This window comes from Shumkonia mesophila, from assembly GCF_026163695.1.
Lineage (GTDB): Bacteria > Pseudomonadota > Alphaproteobacteria > Rhodospirillales > Shumkoniaceae > Shumkonia > Shumkonia mesophila.
The window spans coordinates 1-22,058 of record NZ_JAOTID010000013.1; the positions used below are offsets into that span (position 1 = coordinate 1).

At 63.6% G+C, this 22,058-nt stretch carries 28 protein-coding genes and 1 pseudogene; 9 read left to right on the forward strand and 20 right to left on the reverse strand.

Going from position 1 to position 22,058, the window contains the following annotated elements:
- On the forward strand, positions 1 to 881 hold an 881-nt coding region (locus tag ODR01_RS18605; protein ID WP_316979202.1), incomplete at its 5' end, for an IS3 family transposase.
- A gap of 667 nt (positions 882 to 1,548) precedes the next feature.
- On the forward strand, positions 1,549 to 2,628 hold the full coding sequence (locus ODR01_RS18610) for an IS630 family transposase (protein WP_316979203.1): 1,080 nt from the start codon (positions 1,549 to 1,551) through the stop codon (positions 2,626 to 2,628).
- A gap of 138 nt (positions 2,629 to 2,766) precedes the next feature.
- Here ODR01_RS18610 and ODR01_RS18615 read toward each other — a convergent pair whose 3' ends face one another.
- A complete protein-coding gene (locus tag ODR01_RS18615) occupies positions 2,767 to 3,042 on the reverse strand; it encodes a hypothetical protein (protein WP_316979204.1) in 276 nt (91 codons plus the stop codon).
- A 26-nt stretch (positions 3,043 to 3,068) separates the two neighbouring features.
- Complete coding sequence (locus ODR01_RS18620) at positions 3,069 to 3,260, reverse strand: hypothetical protein (RefSeq protein ID WP_316979205.1); 192 nt, start codon at positions 3,258 to 3,260, stop codon at positions 3,069 to 3,071.
- Positions 3,261 to 3,311: 51 nt separating this feature from the next.
- On the opposite strand from ODR01_RS18620, the gene ODR01_RS18625 reads away from it, so the two are divergent.
- A complete protein-coding gene (locus ODR01_RS18625) occupies positions 3,312 to 3,518 on the forward strand; it encodes a hypothetical protein (RefSeq protein ID WP_316979206.1) in 207 nt (68 codons plus the stop codon).
- Here ODR01_RS18625 and ODR01_RS25265 read toward each other — a convergent pair.
- From ODR01_RS25265 to ODR01_RS18635, 3 genes are all read right to left on the reverse strand, one after another.
- The gene (locus tag ODR01_RS25265; protein ID WP_394356851.1) at positions 3,433 to 4,005 is read right to left on the reverse strand and encodes an MltR family transcriptional regulator; all 573 of its coding nucleotides are present in this window, start codon (positions 4,003 to 4,005) and stop codon (positions 3,433 to 3,435) included. The two genes, ODR01_RS18625 and ODR01_RS25265, sit on opposite strands and share 86 nt — an antisense overlap.
- An 837-nt stretch (positions 4,006 to 4,842) precedes the next feature.
- Positions 4,843 to 5,769, reverse strand: a complete 927-nt coding sequence (locus tag ODR01_RS18630) for an IS1595 family transposase (RefSeq protein WP_316979207.1) — start codon at positions 5,767 to 5,769, stop codon at positions 4,843 to 4,845.
- A gap of 30 nt (positions 5,770 to 5,799) precedes the next feature.
- Positions 5,800 to 6,357 carry a thermonuclease family protein gene (locus ODR01_RS18635; protein ID WP_316979208.1) on the reverse strand — a complete coding sequence of 186 codons (558 nt, stop codon included), beginning with the start codon at positions 6,355 to 6,357 and terminating at the stop codon, positions 5,800 to 5,802.
- 196 nt (positions 6,358 to 6,553) lie between these two features.
- Here ODR01_RS18635 and ODR01_RS18640 point away from each other — a divergent pair, with 196 nt between their 5' ends.
- Entirely contained in the window at positions 6,554 to 8,176 is a 1,623-nt protein-coding gene (locus ODR01_RS18640; RefSeq protein WP_316979209.1) for a site-specific DNA-methyltransferase, read from the forward strand.
- Positions 8,173 to 8,724, forward strand: coding sequence for a PDDEXK family nuclease (locus tag ODR01_RS18645; protein WP_316979210.1), 552 nt, complete (start codon positions 8,173 to 8,175; stop codon positions 8,722 to 8,724). The genes ODR01_RS18640 and ODR01_RS18645 overlap by 4 nt, the downstream gene beginning before the upstream one ends.
- On the opposite strand, the gene ODR01_RS18650 is transcribed toward ODR01_RS18645, so the two are convergent.
- Together ODR01_RS18650 and ODR01_RS18655 are read right to left on the reverse strand one after the other, a co-directional pair.
- Positions 8,719 to 9,108, reverse strand: coding sequence for a hypothetical protein (locus ODR01_RS18650; protein ID WP_316979211.1), 390 nt, complete (start codon positions 9,106 to 9,108; stop codon positions 8,719 to 8,721). The two genes, ODR01_RS18645 and ODR01_RS18650, sit on opposite strands and share 6 nt — an antisense overlap.
- Before the next feature lie 50 nt (positions 9,109 to 9,158).
- Positions 9,159 to 9,581, reverse strand: coding sequence for a DUF3024 domain-containing protein (locus ODR01_RS18655; RefSeq protein WP_316979212.1), 423 nt, complete (start codon positions 9,579 to 9,581; stop codon positions 9,159 to 9,161).
- Between the two features lie 349 nt (positions 9,582 to 9,930).
- Here ODR01_RS18655 and ODR01_RS18660 point away from each other — a divergent pair, with 349 nt between their 5' ends.
- The 4 genes and pseudogenes from ODR01_RS18660 to ODR01_RS25270 all read left to right on the forward strand — a co-directional run.
- The gene (locus ODR01_RS18660) at positions 9,931 to 10,158 is read left to right on the forward strand and encodes a hypothetical protein (protein ID WP_316979213.1); all 228 of its coding nucleotides are present in this window, start codon (positions 9,931 to 9,933) and stop codon (positions 10,156 to 10,158) included.
- Positions 10,159 to 10,252: 94 nt separating this feature from the next.
- Entirely contained in the window at positions 10,253 to 10,486 is a 234-nt protein-coding gene (locus ODR01_RS18665) for a hypothetical protein (RefSeq protein ID WP_316979214.1), read from the forward strand.
- 220 nt (positions 10,487 to 10,706) lie between these two features.
- Positions 10,707 to 11,153: a response regulator transcription factor gene (locus ODR01_RS18670; protein WP_316979215.1), complete on the forward strand. Its 447-nt coding sequence runs from the start codon at positions 10,707 to 10,709 to the stop codon at positions 11,151 to 11,153.
- A gap of 111 nt (positions 11,154 to 11,264) precedes the next feature.
- A pseudogene (locus tag ODR01_RS25270) lies at positions 11,265 to 11,411 on the forward strand (transposase); the annotation flags it as partial.
- Positions 11,412 to 11,508: 97 nt separating this feature from the next.
- Here the strand turns inward: ODR01_RS25270 and ODR01_RS18675 are convergent.
- The 13 genes from ODR01_RS18675 to ODR01_RS18735 form a co-directional block, all read right to left on the reverse strand.
- On the reverse strand, positions 11,509 to 11,910 hold the full coding sequence (locus ODR01_RS18675) for a response regulator (protein ID WP_316979216.1): 402 nt from the start codon (positions 11,908 to 11,910) through the stop codon (positions 11,509 to 11,511).
- Positions 11,885 to 15,382 carry a chemotaxis protein CheB gene (locus ODR01_RS18680; protein ID WP_316979217.1) on the reverse strand — a complete coding sequence of 1,166 codons (3,498 nt, stop codon included), beginning with the start codon at positions 15,380 to 15,382 and terminating at the stop codon, positions 11,885 to 11,887. Before ODR01_RS18680 ends, ODR01_RS18675 begins: the two co-directional genes overlap by 26 nt.
- Before the next feature lie 179 nt (positions 15,383 to 15,561).
- Positions 15,562 to 15,780, reverse strand: a complete 219-nt coding sequence (locus ODR01_RS18685; RefSeq protein ID WP_316979218.1) for a hypothetical protein — start codon at positions 15,778 to 15,780, stop codon at positions 15,562 to 15,564.
- Positions 15,781 to 15,782: 2 nt separating this feature from the next.
- A complete protein-coding gene (gene tnpC / locus ODR01_RS18690) occupies positions 15,783 to 17,411 on the reverse strand; it encodes an IS66 family transposase (RefSeq protein ID WP_316979219.1) in 1,629 nt (542 codons plus the stop codon).
- 71 nt (positions 17,412 to 17,482) lie between these two features.
- Entirely contained in the window at positions 17,483 to 17,830 is a 348-nt protein-coding gene (gene tnpB, locus ODR01_RS18695; RefSeq protein WP_316979220.1) for an IS66 family insertion sequence element accessory protein TnpB, read from the reverse strand.
- Positions 17,827 to 18,165 (reverse strand): IS66-like element accessory protein TnpA, encoded by a 339-nt coding sequence (gene tnpA, locus ODR01_RS18700; RefSeq protein WP_316979221.1) that lies wholly within the window; start codon positions 18,163 to 18,165, stop codon positions 17,827 to 17,829. Before tnpA (ODR01_RS18700) ends, tnpB (ODR01_RS18695) begins: the two co-directional genes overlap by 4 nt.
- A gap of 127 nt (positions 18,166 to 18,292) precedes the next feature.
- Positions 18,293 to 19,834 (reverse strand): IS66 family transposase, encoded by a 1,542-nt coding sequence (gene tnpC, locus ODR01_RS18705; RefSeq protein WP_316979222.1) that lies wholly within the window; start codon positions 19,832 to 19,834, stop codon positions 18,293 to 18,295.
- A gap of 96 nt (positions 19,835 to 19,930) precedes the next feature.
- A complete protein-coding gene (gene tnpB / locus ODR01_RS18710) occupies positions 19,931 to 20,278 on the reverse strand; it encodes an IS66 family insertion sequence element accessory protein TnpB (protein WP_316979223.1) in 348 nt (115 codons plus the stop codon).
- Complete coding sequence (gene tnpA / locus ODR01_RS18715) at positions 20,275 to 20,682, reverse strand: IS66-like element accessory protein TnpA (RefSeq protein WP_316979224.1); 408 nt, start codon at positions 20,680 to 20,682, stop codon at positions 20,275 to 20,277. Before tnpA (ODR01_RS18715) ends, tnpB (ODR01_RS18710) begins: the two co-directional genes overlap by 4 nt.
- Before the next feature lie 29 nt (positions 20,683 to 20,711).
- The gene (locus tag ODR01_RS18720) at positions 20,712 to 20,948 is read right to left on the reverse strand and encodes a hypothetical protein (RefSeq protein ID WP_316979225.1); all 237 of its coding nucleotides are present in this window, start codon (positions 20,946 to 20,948) and stop codon (positions 20,712 to 20,714) included.
- Positions 20,948 to 21,289: a hypothetical protein gene (locus tag ODR01_RS18725; protein ID WP_316979226.1), complete on the reverse strand. Its 342-nt coding sequence runs from the start codon at positions 21,287 to 21,289 to the stop codon at positions 20,948 to 20,950. The genes ODR01_RS18720 and ODR01_RS18725 overlap by 1 nt, the downstream gene beginning before the upstream one ends.
- The gene (locus ODR01_RS18730) at positions 21,207 to 21,440 is read right to left on the reverse strand and encodes a hypothetical protein (protein ID WP_316979227.1); all 234 of its coding nucleotides are present in this window, start codon (positions 21,438 to 21,440) and stop codon (positions 21,207 to 21,209) included. Before ODR01_RS18730 ends, ODR01_RS18725 begins: the two co-directional genes overlap by 83 nt.
- 23 nt (positions 21,441 to 21,463) lie before the next feature.
- Entirely contained in the window at positions 21,464 to 22,057 is a 594-nt protein-coding gene (locus ODR01_RS18735; RefSeq protein WP_316979228.1) for an AP2 domain-containing protein, read from the reverse strand.
- Position 22,058 lies beyond the last annotated feature (1 nt).

A 22,058-nucleotide genomic window follows, 5' to 3' on the forward strand; every position in this document is an offset into this window, starting at 1 on the left:
CGCCTGCGGCGCGGCGGGCCGCCGCTCTCCGCCTGGTTGGGGAGCACGGTCTCTCGCAGCGCCGTGCCTGCAGGCTGATCGATGTTGATCCGAAGACGGTACGCCGGCGGGTAATACCGGATTCGCCGGAGGTGCGGCAGCGGTTGCGCGACTTGGCGGCCGAGCGTCGCCGTTTCGGCTATCGCCGGCTTGGCATTCTGTTGGCGCGGGAGGGCGTCCACATGAACCACAAGAAACTGCTGCGGCTATATCGTGAGGAGGGGCTGATGGTCCGCCGCCGCCGCGGCCGCAAGCGGGCCACGGGAACGCGGGCGCCGATGGCGATCCCGCAGGGGCCGAACCAGCGCTGGTCACTCGACTTCGTGGCCGATGCCTTGTCGTGGGGTCGGCGGTTCCGGGTTCTCGCCGTGGTCGACGACTTCACCCGGGAAGCGCTGACGCTGGTGGCCGACACCTCGATCGGCGGCCGGCGGGTCGTGCGCGAACTCGATGCTCTGCTGGCCCGGCGCGGCCGGCCGGCGATGATCGTCTCCGACAACGGCAGCGAACTGACCTCGCGGGCAGTACTCGACTGGACCAACCACACCGGCATCGACTGGCACTACATCAGCCCAGGAAAGCCGATCCAGAACGCCTTCGTGGAAAGCTTCAATGGGCGGTTCCGCGACGAATGCCTGAACGAGGAGGTCTTCGCCAACCTTACCGAAGCCCGCGCCGTCATCGAGCGCTGGCGCCAGGACTACAACCAGGTGCGGCCCCACTCAGCCCACGCTGGCCTCACACCCGAGGCCATGCGCATCCGATCCGCGGGCGATCGGCTGCGCAACCCCGACCAGCTCCGCCGATCGCCCGCTACCATCTCATCGGCGGAGGCAGTATGAACAACCAGGGCTCTCATTATCAACGAGAGACCACAGGGGAGCAGGTCATCTTCCCAGTCCCAGCCCTGCAATGCGATGATTCAATGCCCCTACTGGTCCGCCCTGTTGATCAGGGCTTCTATATTATAGATATATAAACATTCGAGCGGATTGCCTGGGAAATCGCATAGTTGTATGATTTTTCGAAGGGGTTTTTGTGGGGGATGTCGTGCTGATTTTTTATAGAACGCTCATTATGTTATGCGTCTGCATTGCAATAGCGGGTTGCTCAGACGCAGACACGATCACCAGCTATCCGCTGTCAAAAGTCGACCCCGAGCGTGCGTACGGGCATGAATGGCTGCCGTTGAACCCCACTGTATACAAGATACAAAACAACGTCGTTGTGTCGAAAACAGCGAGCATGTTAGATAAATACGAAAACTGCACCATCCTTGACGTCAAGAATTGGCAATGCACATATAGAGATGGATCTGGCACGTTCGGGTTCCGACGCGGCGAGTATTGGGCGACGCCAAGTTATCAGAGACACAGATACGTTGGCCGATTCGAGTATTATTTGGAAAACTGCAAGTGGCAGTTTGGCAGTAGCTTACTAGTGGTTTCTGCCTGACAAAAGAGTCCGAATAGGGATTCCCATTGTTCTGTGGGCATGGGAGTCTGGGGCATGCGCACAGGAATCACCTTCACCGTTTCTTCGGCCGATCGCGCCCGTCTGACGGCGCTGATCGGGGACCGCAATTGCCCACAGAAGCACGTTTGGCGCGCCCGGATCATCCTGTTGAGCGCCGACGGCGCCGGCACCGTCGAGATCATGCGGCGCACGGGCAAGTCCAAGACCTGCGTGTGGCGCTGGCAGGAACGCTTCGCCGAGGAAGGCGTCGCGGGGCTCCTGCGCGACAAGACGCGCCCCTCGCGCATTCCGCCGCTCGGTCCCGAAGTGGCCGAGCGCGTGGTGGCGCTGACGTTGAAGGACCCGCCGGGCGAGACGACGCACTGGACCGCCGACATGATGGCCGAGGCCGCCGGCATCAGCGCCAGCGCGGTCAGGCGCATCTGGAAGGCGCACGGGCTCCAGCCCCACCGCTGGCGGCGGTTCAAGCTGCCCAACGACCCGCAGTTCGTCGACAAGCTGCGCGACGTCGTCGGGCTCTATGTCGACCCGCCGGCCCACGCCATCGTGCTGTCCTTCGACGAGAAGAGCCAGATCCAGGCGCTGGATCGCACCCAGCCCGGCCTGCCGATGAAGAAGGGAAGGCTCGGCACCATGACCCACGACTACAAACGGCACGGCACGACCACCCTGTTCGCCGCCCTCAATGTCCTCGACGGCACCGTCATCGGCCGCAACATGCAGCGCCACAGACATCAGGACTTCATCCGCTTTCTCAACACCATCAACGCCGACGCGCCGGCCGGCAAGGCCGTCCACGTCATCCTCGACAACTACGCCGCCCACAAGCATCCCAAGGTGCGTGCCTGGCTCGACCGCCATCAGCGCTTCACCTTCCATTTCACGCCGACCTCGTGCTCTTGGCTCAACGCCGTCGAGGGCTTCTTCGCCAAGCTGTCGAAGCGTCGCCTCAAGCGCGGCGTCTTCCATTCGCTCGTCGACCTCCAGGCCGCCATCAACCGCTTCCTCGCCGAACACAACCAAGCCCCCAAGCCCTTCAAATGGACCGCCGACCCCGACAAAATAATCGCCGCCGTCAAGCGCGGGCACCAAGTGTTAGATTCCATCCACTAGATGGGGTTTTAGGCTGCCCGATCGGGTTGATTTTCGGGTCATAGCGCAGCCGCAGCGCGTCAACAGCCCGAAGAATGACGACTCAGAGATAATAGCCACCGTGGCGCTCTAGTCTTGTGAAAAGAGGGCGCGATGTCGCTAATTGAGCGGACGACAGTGATATGCGCCCCGTTCTTTCCGATTGAAGAGCCCGGCTATCTCATTGCAGATGCTTGCGTCGTCGACGAAGCCGTGCACCGAAACAACATGATTGGTCCCTGCAATGGAAGTTTTGAAGACACCGTAATCTGTGAAAGAGCCGATCTTGTTGTCTGAGAAGTACTCTAAGAGAGCAGCCTCTTGATCTTCGAGAGTGTCATCGCAGCCCGCTACCAGCACCAGAAGCACGGCACAGAAAATGATTTTCGATTTCACCTCTATCCCCCCCTGATTGCGGCCTGTCACTCTGCGAACATTAGCTTGATCAAAATCGCTCCTTCTTCGTCGTCCAGCTTGACGCGAAGCTTGCCGCCGGTTTCCTCAATCTCCCAGGCGTTGGCAATTCCAGCAAAGGCCTCCAGCAGCACTTCCTTCAATCTAGCTCGTTCTTCCTCGGAAACTTCAATCGTGTGCGCATACAGCCGCTCGTTCATCGTCTCCTCCGGGAACTGTCCGGGTGACGTACCAAGACTCCAAGGATTGTTATGGCAGACAAGCCCAGCGACGCGGAAACCGAGATCGAGGTCACGCCCGAGATGATCGAGGCGGGGTGCCTTGTCCTCCTGAATCGCTTATGGGGCACATTGGACGACGTGCCGGATTACGTCATTCGCGAGGTTTTTGTGGCGATGGTGGGCGCAGCGGCCCGAGGCGAAGAAATTGAGGGGACACAGAACAGGATGCCCGGTTAGGTCGAATATCTTCGTGGAGAGCATCAGCGAGGAGTTCAACTGCACGGGTGAAAATGTCGCGCGGGGTGGTTGGTGTTTCCCGCTTTCCGTACCGGATTTTTAGCGGATACCAAAGCTTTCGGCAAAGGGCGGCGACATCCGCCGTGTCAAAGTTGATGGCGCCAGCGGAATGCGCAAACGCATTTCGGATGTCTCTTATTGCCATAAGATCGGCATATGCCCAACTTCCGGTTATATTTAGGGCATAGGCCAACTTAATGCGGACGGAGAAATCACGAAGAGGTCCACTTTGAAACAACTCATCGTGAAGCGTGGGGTCTGCCCTCATTCGCTTCTCAATCGCGCTCCGGAGCAAAATATCCAGATATGCGCTACCTGCTATGGCTGCGCCGCGATCCGTTTGCGAGGTTATTTCGGCGACGGCGTTTGTGTAGTAAGGTGTTGGTAGACTTTCGAGACGTTTTGCGGTCTTTATTTTGCTTCCCATTGGTGGACCATGCCCCCTCGTTCAAACATCAAGATCACCGATGAAAGCGAGCGTGAGCGCGACGACATTTTGCGCCGCCTGCTGCACACTCCCCCTCAGCCGCGCCCCAAGCGCGACCGATCCAAGGGCGAGAGTGTAGCGCCGAAACGGGCGAAGCCGGAAGGCAAACGCCAGCCCACGGGCAAGGCAAAGCCGGAAGACTAAAATCGATCAATTTTTCCAGGTAGCCAGACGCGGTCAATTTTTCCGGGGGCGGTGGCCCCGTTAGCGACCAAGGCGGGTCAAGTAACCGCTCTTGACTGGTTGCTTCCTCTTCGCGATGGCCCTTTTGACGGTCCGGCCGCAATCTGGATTTGGGCAAGCGTGGGCCCCATCCTTCTCCCGCCAAAGCATGATTTGCGGGGGAAATGTGCAGTCGCAAAGCTTCATCCCTAATTGCTTTGCGAGAGCTACGTCGGCCCGTTTCAAAGCATTCTCAGCATCTTCTATGCACCTTTCCGCATCGGCTCGTTTTGCGCCGCTTGGAATGAGGCTGAGGGCGGTCTTAACGAATCCAAGGCTATCTTTAGCGAGACGGACATATTCGGCTACATCCTGAAAGGCGGTTGTGTCTGCCATGGCTTCCCCCGATATTGAGCACTTCTCGTCCGATCTTCTTGCGGACGCAATTTTCTTGGGCCGTGATTGTGCCACCAAAGGTAAGGACCCGATTAGCCTTTTTGCCGCATATGTCTGTCTTGTCGCTGAGATGGATCATGAAATTGCGGCAACCTGTCTTACTGCGTTGGGAGGCGGACTCTCTTCGCTCGCCAGCGCAAAAAGCCCTTAGCCTTCTGTTTAGCCGTTCGCGGTTTGACGAGGTTGATTATACATGAGCCGCTTGCCCTTGGCCCCGGCCAGAAGGGCATCTGCCCGTTCGCCGTCCGTCATGTCGCGGGAGTTGTAGCGGAAATCAAACTCCGCGAGGTAGCGGTACAGGTGGGCTTCGCTGACGTTGTGGAAGGCGCCCATCATGCCGCGCTTGAGGATGGCGAAATAGCTTTCGACCGAGTTGGTGTACCAGAAGGCGCCCCGGACATATTCATCGGCGCTGTGGTTCACGGTGCCGTGCCCGGCGAACTCACGGCCGATTGCCGGATAGAGAAGGCTTTCGTCGGTCATCAGGTAGGACTCGCGGCTGGCGTTCTTGACGATGATCGGCCGCAGGGTTTTCGAGTTGACGTTGGTCACATGAAAGGACCGCACTTCACCGTCGCGTTCCACCAGCGAGAACACGGCCGCTTTCTTCGGGACGGGCTTGCCCTTATGAGCGTTCTTGGCCTTGCCGCCGATGTAGGTTTCGTCGGCCTCAACCACCTTGTTGCCACCACCAACGGGACCGCGCTTCGGATCGATGGCGCATTCGCGGAGACGGTGGAACAGGAACCACGCGGTTTCGTAGTTGGTGCCGAGCATACGCTGTAGCTGTAGCGCGCTCATGCCCTTCTTGCTGGACGCCATGAGTTGAGCCGCGAGCACCCACTTGCACAGCGGAATTTTGCTCCGTTCCATGACGGTGCCGACCGTGACCGTAAAGGGCTTGCGGCAGTCCTTGCACTTGTAGACGCCGGGCCGGGTGCTCTTGCCCTGTAGCTTGGTGACCCTGTCACCCGTCACGCCACAACGCGGGCATGTTGGGCCGTAGGGCCACAGCAGGGTTTCGAGATGGACGCGGGCGGCGTCATCGTCATGGAAGATGGGTTTCGTGAGATCGACTTTTGACATGGCCTCAACCTTTTCTAACTGAGGCTCATTCTACCGGTTGGGGTATGGTACGTCAACCGGATAGTTCCCTCTCCTCCAGTCCCAAGGCTCCGTGAACTCCCCGCGCCAGATGCCGCGCTTGGCGGCCCTGGCTTGGTCTTCCTGTGAGACATAGTCGCGGCTGTACTGCCGGTAGGCCATCGCGGCCCCCTGTGATACCAGCCAGGCGTTCAGGTCCTCTACGCCGAGCCGGCAGACCGCGACAATTCGCTTGTAACGGTCGATGTCGCGCTTCTCGCAGCTGACCGGTTGCCGGCCGATCCGATCAGCAAGTGCCAGCGCGGCCTGCTGGCCGCAGCGATATTCCCTACCCTGCCCGTCCTTGCAACGCTGTGCTGATTCCGGCGCGTCGATCCCGTGCAACCGAATGCGCTGCCCGTGAATCTCGAGCGTGTCACCATCGATGACCGATGCGAAGCCTGTGATGGTGTCGGCCTTCTGCGCGGGAGCGCTGTCGCGGCCGGCGAGGAAATCAGCAAGCGTCGGGAAAGCCTGCCCGTACCCCATCAGATGCGCAACCGTCAACGCGCCGACCAGGCCGAGCAGCAAGATGACGGACCGCGGTCTGCCGTACTGGACAAAGCGCTGGACGCGTCGCCTGCGCTTGGGAGGACGGCCGAATGCAAAGATGTTGTCTCGATCCATTGCCCGTCAGAATGGTCCCAGAGCGGCGATGAGGCAAGCGCGTCCATTGTCGGTGCGCACCGCATAGCCTAAGATACACGTGCTCGGGGAGACGGCAGTGATGACAAACACGCTCTACTACGGCGACAACCTGCGGATCATGCGCGAGAAAATGGCCGATGAATCGGTCGATCTCGTCTATCTAGACCCACCCTTTAAATCGGACCTTGATTACAACCTGCTCTTCCGTACAGATGGCTTGGCGCCAGACGAAGCGCAGATGACCGCGTTCAAGGACACCTGGATCTGGGATGCGGCGGCCCAGGAGGCCTACGATGATGTCCAGGGCCTGACGAACGTCAATCTTGTGAACGTCATCAACGCCTTGCATTCAGGTTTCGGCCCCGTCCCAATGCTCGCTTACATTGTGAACATGGCCATTCGCCTTGTTGCGTTGCACCGCATTCTCAAGTCGACAGGCACGCTCTATCTGCATTGTGATCCAACGGCGAGCCATTACCTGAAAATCGTCCTGGACGCGGTTTTCGGCCCTGAACGGTTCTTCTCCGAGATCATCTGGCGACGCACAAACTCCAGGAGCACGGCTGGCAAGTGGCCCAGGCTGCACGACGTAATTCTGACGTACACAAAGACCGGGGCAAAGACGTTCAATTCACTGAAGGCGAAGGCGGACATTGCGAAGACACCGCACACGCTGATCACCGTCGATGGCGTCAAGTATCAGACCTATGAGCTTACCGGACCCGGCATCACGAAAGATGGCGACAGCGGAAAGCCATGGCGCGGATTCGACCCTTCCGAAATGGGCCGGCACTGGGGTAACTCGCTAACACAGCGCGAGGAATGGGATGACGCTGGCCTGATCCATTGGCCCAAAGATGGAGGATGGCCTCGCCGCAGAGATGAAGAGCAATTCGTGCCTGGCGATCGCATGATCACGGTCGGAGATGTCTGGACAGACATCGACCGCATCAACCAGTCCGCCAAAGAGCGGCTTGGCTATCCGACGCAGAAGCCTGTCGCACTTTTGGAGCGCATCATCGCAGCTTCGAGCAATCCTGGAGATGTAGTGTTTGACCCATTTTGTGGGTGCGGTACTACGATTGAAGCCGCTCAAAAACTCGGCAGGAAATGGATCGGCATAGATGTCTCTCCGTTCGCTATCCAGCTGATCAAAAAGATACGTATCGGAGGAGCGTTCCCGGAACTCAAGGCCGGCGTGGACTACGAGATCGATGGCCTGCCTACCACTGTCGAAGGGGCAGCCCTGCTTGCTGACCAGGATAAAAAGGCATTCGAAATCTGGGCCGTTTCGGTCATTGACGGGATTCCGAACGAGAAGAAAGGCGCCGATGGCGGCATCGATGGACGTATCCCGTTCAAGCCGGATGGCAAGGCCACGAAGTTCGCTGTCGTGTCAGTGAAGGGCGGCAAGCTGAAGGCCGATGACATCAGATCGTTAATGACCGTAGCGCAGCGTGAGAAGGCCAGTTCGCTCGGGTTTGGCGTGATGATCTCACTGCATGAGCCAACTCAGAAGATGCGGACCGATGCCGCGACTGCTGGAACCGTCGAGATCAACGGGCAGAAATACCCGCTTATCCAGACGCTGACGGTTGAAGAGATTCTGCACGGCAAGCGCATGCGCATCCCGCTGACTGACGCTGGCGTTGCATATAAGAAGGCGAAGAAGGTGGAAGCGAAGCAGGAAGTGCTGCTGTGATCGCGCCGGTCGACACTACCGAAATGGACAGGGCCGAGGCTGAAGCCAAGCGCCGGTTCAGCGAGAAAGCGGAGGAGTTCCGGCAGAACCTCGAGGATAAGTGTTTCGATCTTCTTCCTGGCAACCACTCACCAGCCGAAACGGTCATGCTCGCGCACCTCATGACAGCGATCGACGGATACAACGACGTCGAGACGGTGCGAGAATGGAACGAGATACCGAAGAGCGGATTCCAGACCACTCTTGTATACTTGGCGGACGCTGCGCCAAGCCTAATTTTGGCATTTGGTCTCGAGTGCCGCTGCGGGCAGACAGCCCGCCAACTGGCAATCGAAATTGACCACGATAGACCTGCCGAGCGGTTGCCAGCAAAACTGCAGCGAGAGACTGCGTTGATCGCTCGTGGATTCCGCGTGATGTCATTCAGCGAAACCGAGATCTTGACCGCTCCCGAGGCCTGCAGAGAGCGAGTGGAGACGGTGCTCTGCGATATGATCGAGCAGGTCATGACTGAAGAGAATGGATGGGCCGCGAGGCCAGGATCATAGCGCGCCGGCGGCGCGGATCTGGGCGAGGGCTTCGTCTGGGCTGCGAGCGACGATGTATATGCCGCCGACCCTGTTCACAGCCGCCTCGAATTTCTTCTGGTTGGGCTGCTGGGTGCCGTCGGGCGTTTTGATTTCGCAGCCCAGAAAACGGCCGCCAGGCAGTATTCCGACCAGATCGCTGGAGCCGTCCAGGCCGTACGCGATACGGCGGTAATCCCGCCCAGGTTTCAGGACGTCAGCCAGGCGCCGGCCGACCCAGTTTTCCTGCACGACGTGGCGCAGAATATCTGGACTGAGGGCCGATCCGGTGGGGTGATCCCAGACTAGCAAACCGGCTTGGGATAACGCCAATAGGACGCGCTTCTGGATGTCGATTTCTCTCATGCTGCGGTGTCTCGGATCGTAAGCATCCGGTGAACCCCGCGGCAGTGGTTCTATAGGGGATGCAGGAGCCCGTCGGTTTCGATGGTCTTGAGGGCGTCGGCCAGCGACAAGCCTCGATAGAGGCGGTACCACGTTCCGGTGTGACGATGCCACTGGATGTCGAAACGGTCACGGCCCACCCAGTCCAGGCGGGTAAACGGGCTGTCGAACTCCTCTCCGAGATTCTCCGGGAACCCGGATCGGTAACGCTGGAAGAACCGGTAGCGGTTTCCATGCCACTTGCCGAGGATGTCGACCGGGTAATTGAACTCGGTCGGGCGGATGGTCGGCAGGAACCTCGGCTTCAACACCTCTTCAATGAACCGCTGGCAGGTAGCCGTGATGGCGGCCTTCTCGATGTTGGACAGGCCGTAACCCTCCGGCGAGGGCCGCCTTGTGACGAGGGAATTTTGCCTGATCTGGCGGTGACGCAAGCACCGTCTCTTGGGCCGGTGCAAGTGCCGCCCGCTTCCGAGCGGTGCCACTGCGCGCGGTTTGGCCACGGGGCGGACATTCCGTCTGAGCAGTCCCCGGCCCTTCCCTCCCTTTTTTCGCCCTTCATCTGAGTAGTTTCCGACCCTCCCCCCGCGTTGTCGCCGTTCGCTATGGTTGGACGAATGGAGGAAGCGTCCGAAAGCGCTCCCCGGGAGTGGGGGCTTGCCTGTTTTGGCCTGAATCCGGTGTGAAAGGTTTGCCGGGGAGGCCGCCATGAACGCTGTGCCAGGGACGATATCCGGGTCTTTCACCATGCGGCTCGCGCCGCCAGCTTGAGGAAGGTTTGCGATGGGACGGCGACTGTTTTCGACGGCGATCGGGTCCTATTCGGAGTACCGGCTCCGGCTGGGCCGGCTGGCCGACCTGTGGGGCCATGACCCGATGCTCGACACCACCGAGGCCGAGGACCTGCTGGATGCCATCGCCGCCTACATGGTGGACGGCGGCGACCTCGTCGGCGACGAAGCCGAGCCGGTGTCGGTGGAAGCGCCCGCGTACGCCAGACAGGAACACTAGGAATGCCCGGCGAGGGCTGGCCGGCCGGGGTTTGCGGCGCCCATGGGCGCCGAGGCCCCGGCCAAGGTCCCTCGGCCGGATCGGAGAGACGGACATGAGCACAGCCTCGTCCTCGCCGCCGATCGGCAGCGGCCGCGACTTCCGCCGCCGGCTCGGCCGGCTGGCCGAGCTGCTGGCCGACAACGACAGCCAATACACCCCGGAAACCGAGCATTTGCTCGACGACATCGCGGCCTACATGATGGCCGGAGGAGAGATGAACCCGGGGGGGTGGGTGGACTTCCTGCGTCCCTTCGGGGCCGGCGGCAAGCCATCGGAAATACGTTGATGGACAGCCCGGGGCCGACCGTCGTCTCGGCCGGCTCGGCCGGAGCCCTTTTTGGGGGGGCAGAGACGAGGCGGATGGCCCCGGGCTGGGGGGAGCGGTCCAGCAGACCGCCGCATTTTACCCTAGGGCGCGGCGACGGCGCCTACCCGCCCGATGGCCTCGGCCATCGGGGCGCGGGGCGGTGCGGCGGGCCTACGGATTCGAAGGGGGGAGACAGCCAATGCCATCGACTTTCATCATCGTCACGCCGGCGCCGCGCCGGAAAGGGGAGCCGCCCGGCGGGAACGGGCGGAACCAGGTCTACCTGCTGGTCAAAACGGGCGGCGGATCCGGGCCCGACCTCGACGGCCCGGGGATCGACCGCCTGGAGACGGGACTTCCGCTGACCGACTTCGCGGCCCGCCTTGAGGCCCTGGAGGGTCTGCCAACCTATGGGCCGCTCCCGACCGTCGCCACGCCGCCCCCGGCAACGTCCAGGCAATCCCTAACGGCGCGCCAGCACCAGATCCTGACGGCGCTTTGCGACGGCGCCTCGAACAAGCAGATCGGCCACGCGCTGGGCATCATGGAAGGCACGGTTAAGATCCATCTGAAAACGATCTTCCGCGTGCTCGGGGTCAAGAATCGGACCCAGGCCGCGATGATGGCGCTGCGACGGGACGGCTGAGGGGGGGCATCCACGTCTTTCTTCTGGCGTTTGTGAAGGCGCGGATTGCATGGTTGCTGTCCCCTTGGTGGATCACCATCTGGGGTCGCAGTTACACGCCGGTTAATAGCCATGACCGGCGCGGAGCGGCGGCGGCATCGGAGGGTGGAGCAGAAGCTGGCGATTGTGGCGGCGGCGGGAGGGTCGGGTGCGGTGGTGCGGGTGGTGGCCCGGTGGGCGGATGTCAGCCCCAGCCTGATTTATCGCTGGCGGCGCGAGTTTCGTTGTGAGCGCTGGTTCGCCGATATGGTGGTGGTGGCGGATGAGCCGGGCGAAGGTTTTTTGTCCGAGCGGCCGGCATTTGGTTCGCGGAGACTCACCTGCCTCGGGGCCTCCTATCAAAAAGCCCCTTCAGGGCGCCGTCGACCTCGTCGCTCCGGTAGGGCTTGCGGAGGTACGCCTCGTCGAAACCGAGGCTCTTCAGCTGGTCTCCCTCGTAGCCCGAGGCGATGATGAAGGGAATACCTTTCACGCGCAGGGCTGCGGCCACCGGCGCCGCCGACTGTCCGGCAAGGTTGGCGTCCACCACCGCGGCGTCGATCTCGTCGGCCCGGCGGCGGATCAGCTCGAGGGCCACGTCGACCTCCTGCGCCACGTCGAGGACGCAATGGCCGAGGTCGCCCAGCATGTCCTCGAGCATCATGCTGATCAGCATCTCGTCCTCGACGACCAACACCCTCAGCGAGGCGGGGTCAGGCAATCCGGATTTTGTCGCCAAGCGGCAGCTCCATGGTGCAGATGACGCCAGCTTCGCGATAATCGATGGCGACTTGGGCGCCGAGGGCGTGGGCGACGCCTTTCTCGATCATCTTCGAGCCGAACCCCTTGCGTTTCGGTTGCGCGACTTTCGGCCCGCCGTGCTCGGTCCAGGTGAAGATGAGCCGTCCATTTTTGCCGGGCTGCGGCTCCGCCACCCGCCAGCCGATCTCCACCACCCCCTTTTGGGTCGATAGCGCGCCGTGCTTCACCGCGTTGGTGCCCATTTCGTGCAGCGCCATGGTGAAGGAGACGGTAGCGTTCGCCGACAGCGAGATGGGCGGCCCGTCGATTTTGACGCGCGCGTCGCCGTCGGGCAGGAAGGACTCCATCGTCGCCGCCACCAGGTCGCCAAGAAGCGCCCCGGTCCAGTTCTGCGGCGTCAGCAGCGCATGGGCGTGGGCCAGGGCCTGCAGCCGCCGCTCGAAGGCTTCGGCAAAGGCCTCGACGCTGTCCGAGGTGCGCAGCGTTTGGTGGGCGATCGACTGCACCACGGCCAGCGTGTTCTTGACCCTGTGGCTAAGTTCCCGCAGCAGCAGGGCGCGCTGGTCTTCGGCGGCCTTGCGCTCGCTGATGTCGAGGCAGAACTCGACCGTCGTGCCGTCACCCAGGCCCTGTCCGGCGAACAGAATCCACATTCGGCTGCCGTCCTCGCGGAAATACTCCTTCTCGTAGGGCCCGATGCGGCCGGTCTCGGCCAGCTTGGCCATCTCCCGTTCGGTGAGGTCCATCCAATCGGGGGGCGTCAGCGTGCGCCAGTTCAGGCGGCCGTCGCTCACCGCCTCGCGGGCAAAGCCGGTCATGCGCAGGAAGGCGTTATTCGAGTCGATCAGCCTGCCGCCTTCGTCCAAGAAAATGATGCCGACGGCCTCGGTCTCTATCATCCGGCGCAACCGCTCGCTTTCGCGCAACTGCGCCGTCGCCTTGCGCAATTCGGTGACGTCGATGAAAGTGGCAACCAAGCCTTCGATGCGGTTATCGACGCTGCGATAGGGCCGAATTCGCATCATCAGGCTGCGGCCGCCCGAGTAGCCGACTTCCCGCTCGACCGGCACCAGCGTGCGCAGCACGCCTCGGGCATCGGCCTCGATACCGGCATGGTCGAGGTTGTGCTTGAAGTCGATAATCGGTCGGCCGACGTCGTTCTCGTTGATGCTGAACAGCCCCGCCACCGCCGGCGTAAACATCCGGATACGAAGCTCGGAGTCGAGGAAAAGGGTGCCGATGTCGGTGGCCGCGATCAGGTTCTGCAAGTCGCTGTGGGCCGACGAGATCGTTTCCAGCTTGCTCTTCAGCTCGGCGTTGACGGTCTGCAGTTCCTCGTTGATGGACTGCAGCTCCTCCTTGCTGGTCTCCAGCTCTTCCGAGGTCGAGCGGTACTCTTCGTTGATCGACTGCAGCTCCTCGTTGGTGGCACGCAGCTCCTGGGTCGCCTGCTCGTGCTCCAGTCGGCTTTGGCGCAGTCGCTCCTCGGCCGCCTGCAGCTCGTCCATCAGCCGTCGAACCTGGGCGCTCTGGCCATCCTTTCCCGCCTCGTGCGCGTCGTCGCTCGGCTCGATCAGGCCGCCGTCGATGAAAAAGACCAGCGCCTGCGCGGGCGCTTCGCCGTCAGCGGCCATCGGCGCCACCTTCATGAGGACGCGCCGCCGCGACCCGTTGAAAGCGACCGGCACCGGCAGCGTCAGAATGGGTTCGCCCGTTTCGAAGGCGCGCTGCAGGGCGCCCCTGAGCTCCAGGCGCAGCTCGGAACGGACCAACGCCGGCAGTTCGGCTGTGTAGGCCCCCTCGGAGGGTCTGATGAAGTTGCCGGCGTTCGGCGACAGGTGCAGGACCCGAAGGCTGTCGTCGACCAGTGCGCTGGGCGGCGCGGCGAGCTCCAGCGACGCCGCATGCAGGTCCTTCAGCGTCGCAAATCGTTCGACCCGCGGCGAGGTCGCCGTCCCGGCTGCTGACCGGCGCCGGCCGGCCGCCGCGCCCGGCAGCAGGGGCACATGCGGCACCGCCTGCGACTTCGCCTGATAGAGCCGGGCGGCGCGGTCGACCGGTTTGAACAATTCAGGCGCCGCGTCCGCCGTCTCGGCGGATCCCAGGAACAAAAAGCCGTGCGGGTTCAGCGCGTAGTGGAAGACGCCGCACACCTGTGTTTGAAGCTCGCGTTCCAGATAGATCAGGAGGTTGCGGCAGGTGATCAGGTCGACCCGGATGAAGGGCGGGTCCTTCAGCGCGCTGTGGCTGGCGAACAGCACGACGTCGCGCACCTCCTGGCGGATGCGGTAGTGCTCGCCTTCCCTGGAGAAGTACCGCTGCAGCCGCTCCTCGGAAACGTCGGCCTCGATGGCGCGCGGATAGCGGCCCTCTCGCGCCGTGGCCAGCGCCCCCTCGTCGAGGTCGGTCGCGAAGACCTGGATGGGGAGGAAGACCTTTCGCCTGTCCGCCTCCTCCAGCAGCAGGATGGCCAGGCTGTAGGCCTCCTCGCCGGTCGCGCAGCCGACCACCCAGGCGCGGATGCCGTCGCTCCCTTCCGTCTTTTCGCACACCGCTTTGACGGCCTTTTCGGCCAGGGTGGCGAAGGCGTCGTGGTCCCGGAAGAACGAGGTGACCGAGATCAGCATGTCCTCGAACAACTGCTGCGCCTCCTCCGCATTCTCGCGAAGATACCGGGCGTAATCGGACAGGCTGGGGCTCCGTGCCACCTGCACACGTCGCGCCACCCGGCGCAGCACGGTCGCCCGCTTGTAGCCCGAGAAATCGTGCCCGGTCCGGGTCTGCAGGAAGCCGAGCACGTTCCGGAGCGCTTCATCCGCCTCCTCCTCGCGCAGGTCGCTGAGCGCGTTCTTGCTGCGGACCACCTCGGTGATCCACTCGACCAGATGGTGGACCGGACCGATGAAGTCGGCAACGCCGGTGGCGATGGCGTTGCGGGGCATCATCGGGTATTCGGCCTCGGCCGGGTCCTGGACGAAGACGACGCCGCCCTGCTCCTTGACGGCCTTGACGCCGAGCGCGCCGTCCGAACCGGCCCCGGTCATCACCACTGCCAGCCCGTCGCCGCGGCCGGCGGCGACCGAGCGGAAGAACACGTCGATCGGCGCCCGCCGGCCGCGCGGCTGGCTGAACTCGCGGGACTGCACGTTGTTGCCTTCGATGACCAGCTCGCGGTCGGGCGGAATGACATAGACGCAGTTGGGACGGAGCTGCAGCGAATCGGTCACCTGATGGACCGGCATGGCAGTGCGGCCGGTCAGGATCTCGCTCATGTGGCTGGGGTGGTCGGGCGCCAAGTGGATGATCACCACGTAGGCGAGGCCCAGGTCGTCGGGGATGCGGCTGAAGAATTCCTGCAGGGCGGCCACCCCGCCGGCCGAGGCGCCGATCGCGCAGACCGGCGTCAGTTGCTCGTCCCGTGCCTGCTCCTGCTCGTCGACCTTGGCCATAGGAATCTCCAATGGCCTCACCAGCGGACCAGAAAGCCCTTGGCCAATGCTTCAGCGATTCTGAGGGACTTTATGAGCATAGAGCAACTGCTTGACTAGCACCATAGGCGGAAAACGGAACATGCCGTCGAAACGACGGCGACGTGCTTGTGCGCGATGTCCTCTGCCCATGGCTGCCCTCATCCCCCTGCGTCCAGGATTGAATCGCAAAAAAGGATGGCGGAAAAATGTGGGGAAAACACTCTAGTTCTGCGAGGGAATTTCCCCGCCAGGGTGCGAACGATCACCACGTAGGCGAAGCCGAGGTCGTCCGTCTCGGATTCCATATCGATGGAGAAATCCTCCAGCCACTCTTTGTCTCGGCTGGGCAGTACGGCAACGTAGCCGCTCGTCGCCATGGTCAAGCTGCCTGGCTGGCGAGGCCCTCCCGGCGACGCCAGAGCCACGGGAGCAGTTCGTCGAGCTGATGCATGGGATGTTCGGCGATGCGGCCCAGCACGTCGGCGAGCCAGGCCTGGGGGTCGACGTCGTTCAGCTTGGCGGTGACGATCAGGCTGTACATCATGGCGGCGCGCCGACCGCCGCGGTCGGAGCCGGCGAACAGCCATGACTTCCTGCCCAGCGCGATGCCGCGCAGGGCGCGCTCCGCCGCATTGTTGGTCAGGCAGATGCGGCCGTCATGGAGGAAGGCGGTGAAGGCATCCCAGCGTTTGAGCATGTAGTCCATGGCCTTGGCGAGGTCACCGTGGCGCGACAGCTTGGCACGCTGCTCGCGCATCCAGGCCTCGAGGTCGGCGACCAGCGGCAGGCTGCGTTCGTGGCGCACCGCGAGGCGTCGCTCGGCGCCGGCGCCGTTGATGTCGCGCTCGATGTCGAACAGGGCATCGATCCGCCGCACCGCTTCCAGGGCCAGGGGCGAGATCACCGCCGCCTTCGCGCCCTTGGCCTTGCGCCGGGCCGCGGCCGCGAGGTCGGCCAGTTCGAAGAACTTCCGCCGGGCATGACTCCAGCACAACGCCTCGGTGATCGGGCTGGGTCTGCGGCCAGACTCATAGAGCTTGCCGTAGCCGCCGTAGGCGTCGGCCTGGAGGATGCCGGAGTAGCCGGCGAGATGGCCCTGCGGGTGCTCGCCGCCGCGGTTGCGCGAGTAGTAGAACACCGCCGCCGGCGGATCCGTGCCGCCGAACGGGCGGTCGTCGCGGACGTAGGTCCACAGCCGCGCGCTGTCGGTCTTGCCCTTGGCCAGCACCGGTACCGTGGTGTCGTCGCCGTGCAGCCGATCCGCCGCCAGGACATGTGCCTCGAGGCGGCGGAACATCGGTTCTAGGACCGAGCAGCAGGCGCCGACCTGGTCGGCCAGCGTCGACAGGCTCAGATCGACGCCCTCGCGGGCATAGCGTTCGGACTGCCGGTTCAGCGGCTGGTGCTGGCCGAACTTCTCGAACAGGATCATCGCCAGCAGGTTGGGACCGGCCCAGCCCCGCGGGAGGACATGGAACGGTGCCGGCGCCTGGCTGATGCTCTCGCAGTCCCGGCAGGTGACCTTCTCGCGCACGGTCTGGATCACCTTCCACTGGCGCGGGATCACCTCCAGGGTCTCGGTGATGTCCTCGCCGAGCCTGGAAAGGTGCGTGCCGCCGCAGCACGGGCAGACGGTCGGCGCGGGGATGACGACCCGTTCCCGCGGCAGATGCGCGGGGAACGGCTTGCGCGCCGGCTTCCGGCGCACGAACGCCGTGATCTGGGCGATCTTGGCACTGCGCTCCGCCGCCAACTCGTCCACGCTCGCCGACGCCTCCAGCTCCTTGAGCTGCAGCTCCAGTTGGTCGAGAAGGCGCACCGAGCGCTCTGCACGCGCCCCGAAGCGCTCCCGCTGAAGCTTGGCGATCACCAGCTTGAGGTGGGCGATCAGCGCCTGGTCTTCGGAAACCTGCGCCCGCGCCGCCGCGAGTTCGTTGCGGCTCTCCGCCAGCGCCGCCTTCAGCGCTTCAACATCGTCGGGCAGGTCATCGGCAGGGCGCGGTTCCATGACCGGATTGAATCACAAATCCTGCCCCATGACTCGCAGAAAATGGCGGAAAACCAAACAAAACAGCAGCCTTAACCGACCCGCTCGGGACGGAAGCTGTGGCGCGGGTTGCGCCAGTCGATCCCGTCCAGCAGGTACGCCAGCTGCGCCGCCGAGATGGCGACCACGCCGCCCGCCGGCGCTGGCCAGATGAACCGTCCCTTCTCCAGCCGCTTGGCGTACAGCGACATCCCCAGCCCGTCGTGCCAGATGATCTTGATCAGGTCGCCACGGCGGCCCCGGAAGACGTAAAGATCCCCCGCACAGGGATCGCGGCCCAGCGCCTCCTGCACCTGCAGTGACAGGCCGTTCATGCCGCGCCGCATGTCGGTCCGCCCCACCGCCAGCCATACCCGTATTCCGGACGGAACCGGGATCATCGCCGCAGCGCCCGCAGCACCGCCGCCGCCAGTTCCGGCGGCGTGTTCGTCGGAATGTGCACCCGCGTGCCGTCCGCCAGCCCAACCTCGATCGCCGAAGTCTTCTCGACCGAAGGCGCCGAGGCCGGAGCAACGACCACTTCGGAAAATCCCGTTGGTCCAAGCCGCAGATCGCGCCGCCAGCGATAGACCAGGCTGGGATGAACGTCCGCCTGCCGCGCCACATGGCTGACCAGCGCACCCGGTGCAAACGTCGCCGCGACGATCGTCCGCTTCTGCTCCTCACTCCACGTGCGCCGCCGCTCAGGGCCGGTCAGAATGTGAACTTGGGCCATCGCACCGTCTTTTGCACCAGTGCAAACCACAGTGCTTGCACCACTGCCAAATCAGGCACCCTCAAAATCCCCGAGACAAGGCGGCCTCCGCCGGAGGGTTACGACAGGCCTGCGGGGCTTCGCGTTCTCAACCCGCGGCCTCCTTCGGATCGGTCGTCCTTTGCCAGCTCCACGGCAGCAACTCATCGATCCGCCTGACCGAATGGCCGGGCAGCCGGTCCAGCACGTCAGCCAGCCAGGCCCGCGGGTCGATGCCGTTGAGCTTGGCCGTCTCGATCAGCGTGTAAAGAGCGGCGGCCCGTTCGCCGCCGGCGTCCGAGCCGGCGAAGGTCCAGTTGCGGCGCCCGACGGCAATCCCACGCAGCGCCCGTTCGGCGGCATTGTTCGACAGGCAGATGCGGCCGTCCTCGAGGAAGCGGGTGAAGGCCGGCCAGCGCTTGAGCAGGTAGTCGATCGCCTTGGCCACCGGCGACTTCGCCGACAGCGTTGTCCGCTTCCGATGAAGCCAGTCCTCAAGCTCGGCGACCAGCGGCCGCGAGCGTTCCGCCCGCACCGCTAGGCGTCGATCCGCCGGCAGGCCGTTGATCTCCCGCTCGATGGCGAACAGTGCGTCGATCCGCTTGACCGCCTCAATGGCGATCGGCGCCTTCTTGAGGTCGGCCATCTCGTAGAACTTCCGCCGCGCGTGCGCCCAGCACGCAGCCTCGATCACCGGCCCGCCTTCGCGCCCCGGCACATAGAGTCGCCCGAACCCGGAGAAGGCGTCCGCCTGCATGATGCCGCTGAAGCCCCTTAAGAAAGCCTCGGCATGCTCGCCACTACGGTCCGGCGAGTAGAAGTACGCCGCCGCCGGCGGGGCCGTGCCCGCAAAGGGCCGGTCGTCGCGCACCACCGTCCACAGCCGTCCCGTCTTCGTCTTCCCCTTGCCCAGCACCGGCACCGGCGTGTCGTCGGCATGGATCCGCGGACCGGCCCGCGCGTGCATGGCGATGGCCTCCACCAGCGGCCGCAGGGCGACGCTCACTGTTCCCACCCAGTCGGCCAGCGTCGAGACGTCCAGTTCGACGCCCTCGCGGGCAAAGCGGGCACTCTGGCGGTGCAGCGGCAGGTGCAGGCCGTACTTCGCGAACACCACCTCGGCCAGCAGGTTCGCCCCCGCCCGGCCGCGGGCGATCGCATGGAACGGCGCCGGCGGCTGGGTGATCGTCTCGCAGCAACGACACGAGAACTTCTCGCGTACATGCTGGACCACGTACCAGCGCGCCGGAACCCGCTCCAGCGTCTCGGTCACGTCTTCGCCCAGCTTCCTCAGCTCGCCGCCGCAGCATGGACACGCCGTCGGCGCCGGTTCCACCACCCGCACCCGCGCCAGATGATCCGGCAGTGGTCGCCGCGCCGGCTTGCGCCGGCCGACGGTCCGGACCTCGGCAGTCATCGGCTCCTCGGCGCCTTCCGCGGCCGCCGCCGTCTCCTCCAGGTCCTCCAGCGCCAGCTCAAGCTGGGCGATCCGCGCCGAGCGTTCCGCCGAGGCGCCGAACCGCTCCCGGCGCAACCGCGCGATCTCCAGCTTCAGTCGTTCGATCTCGATGTCGAGGACCCGCCGGTCCGCCTTCGCCGCCGCAACCTCGGCCTCGGCCGACAGCCGCGCCGCCCGCTCCGCGACAATCATCGCGTGGGCAGCGGCAAGGTCCTGGGGGAGCGATTCCTGGGCTTACATGATGCCCAGGATTCTAATGGATTCTCTTTGATTTGCAACGGGTTATCGCTATCCGGCGGCGTCCGGACGCCAGGTTGTCCGCGGCATCCGCCAATCGATCCCCTCAAGCAGATAACCGAGCTGTGCCGCCGTGATCGTCACCGCGCCGCCGACCGTCGACGGCCAGATAAATCGGCCCCGCTCCAGTCGCTTCGCGAACAGGCACATGCCCTGACCGTCATGCCACACGATCTTGATCAGATCCCCTCGCTTGCCACGGAAGACGAACAGGTGCCCCGAATGGGGATCGCGCCGCAGCGTCTCCTGCACGATCAGGGCAAGCCCGTCAAAGCCGCGCCGCAGATCGGTGTGCCCCGTCGCCAGCCACACCCGAACCCCCGTCGGAACCGGGATCATCCGCCCGCACACTCCGGGCTTCGGCGAACAGGTCGGTCCTCCAGGACATCAAGCACGCGCCGCAGGGCCTCGCCGTCGACGTCGCGACCAACCCGCACCCGCCGGCCGCCGCCAAGCTCGATCTCGATCAGACCCGCTGGCCGTCGAGGTCGCGCCGGCGGCGAGGCCGCTTCCGTCGCGGCAATCCGTACCGGCACCAGAAGCGGCGCAGCCTCGGTGCCGCCGAGCCGGCCCTCCCGGGCCTGTCGTCGCCACGTGAACAGCAGGCTTGGCGCCACCCCGTGCCGGCGGGCTACTTCCGACACCGTCACCCCCGGCGACAGCGTCTCCTCAACCAGCCGGATCTTCTCTTCGTACGGCCACCGGCGGCGGCGCTCCACCCCAGTCAGAACCTCAACCTGCATCAACGCATGACCTTAAGTTCGATTTAAGGTCACACCTTCCAATACCGCCTCGGCCCCGCCAAGGCGGCCCTCACCGGACGCGTACCTCGGATCTGCGCCCGGAGCCGCTGATTATCCTCGGCGAGCAGCCTGTTCGCCGTTTCGAGATTCGCGATCATGCGTGACATATCGAGCAGTTCCTGGACGATTATCGAAAGCTGGTCGGCTTCGACGTGTCCGCCGACCAGGGCCTTCATCATCAGGCGTTGTGCGAGTTCGACGTACATCAGGCTGCCCTCCTGATCGGGGCATACGCCGCCGACTTCCCCAGATACCTCTCGAGCCTGCTTCCGCGCTGGAACCAGATCGGCCTGACGCCAAGTGCTTGCAGGTCGAGCAACAGCTTCCGCTCGATCTCCGCGGAAACCGCGTCGGCGGCACGCTGGAACATGCGCTGCGCCTGGCTGACAAACATCCCGGCGTCCATTGCATTGGACAGGCGGCGCCGGGCAATCTCTTCGTGCTCGCGAAGCGTCTTGAGGTTCTCACCGACAAGGCGGGCACGGGCCGCCGCAGCGCTCGAGACGAACGGCGCGGCCGGTCTGCTTTGTGATATGCGCTCCGCCATTCACGACCTGCTCATCAGTCAGATCGACCAGAGCCACCTCTTCTTCCTGAACGGGAACCTTTTCCCTCTTGGCTTCCGTTTTCAGATCCGCCACGGCTCCAAGCGCCTTGTCGATCGTCGCAGCGGTCTGTTTGTCCATAATTTCCGTCATGTTTCGCTTTCCTTTTCTTGTTGTTATGCGGCCAGAGAGAGGACCGCGAATTCGCCATGCAGCCTGAGAGCCGCTTCATCTCGAGCCGCCGCTGCAGCCGGCGCGGTCGGGAAATACCCGAGATGCTTCCGAGCACCGCCAGCATCGATATATGCCGCGAAATCTCCTCGCCTTTTCACGAAACAGACGCCTTTAAAGCCCGTCGTCGATGTCGTTTGCAGGCCTTGGTTTTGAACATTCTGCCCGCGCGTCGCTGGGCGGAGGTTCAATTTGCGGTTGTCGAGACTGTCGCGGCTGCGATGATCTGTCTCCAGGCCTTCCTGCACCTGAAGAATCATCGAATGCATCTGCACCCAGCGATAGCGGGGCTTGCTATTCTTGCGGCCGATATACTCTGCTCTGAACGCATATCCGGCGCCCCGCTGAAGCAGGCTCCAGCACCAGCGCCAGAGCTCCAGGCGGATCCAGTCTTCGCGATCGACCAGGGCGAATGCCCGGCCCTTCGAAAGCGGCACGCGGACGGCGGAAACGCCGACCGTGCGGACAATAAAGTCCCGGATTTCCTGTGTTGCCGGCTGGTTCCAGCCTACAACCGGTGCGATCGGAAAATCTTCCATC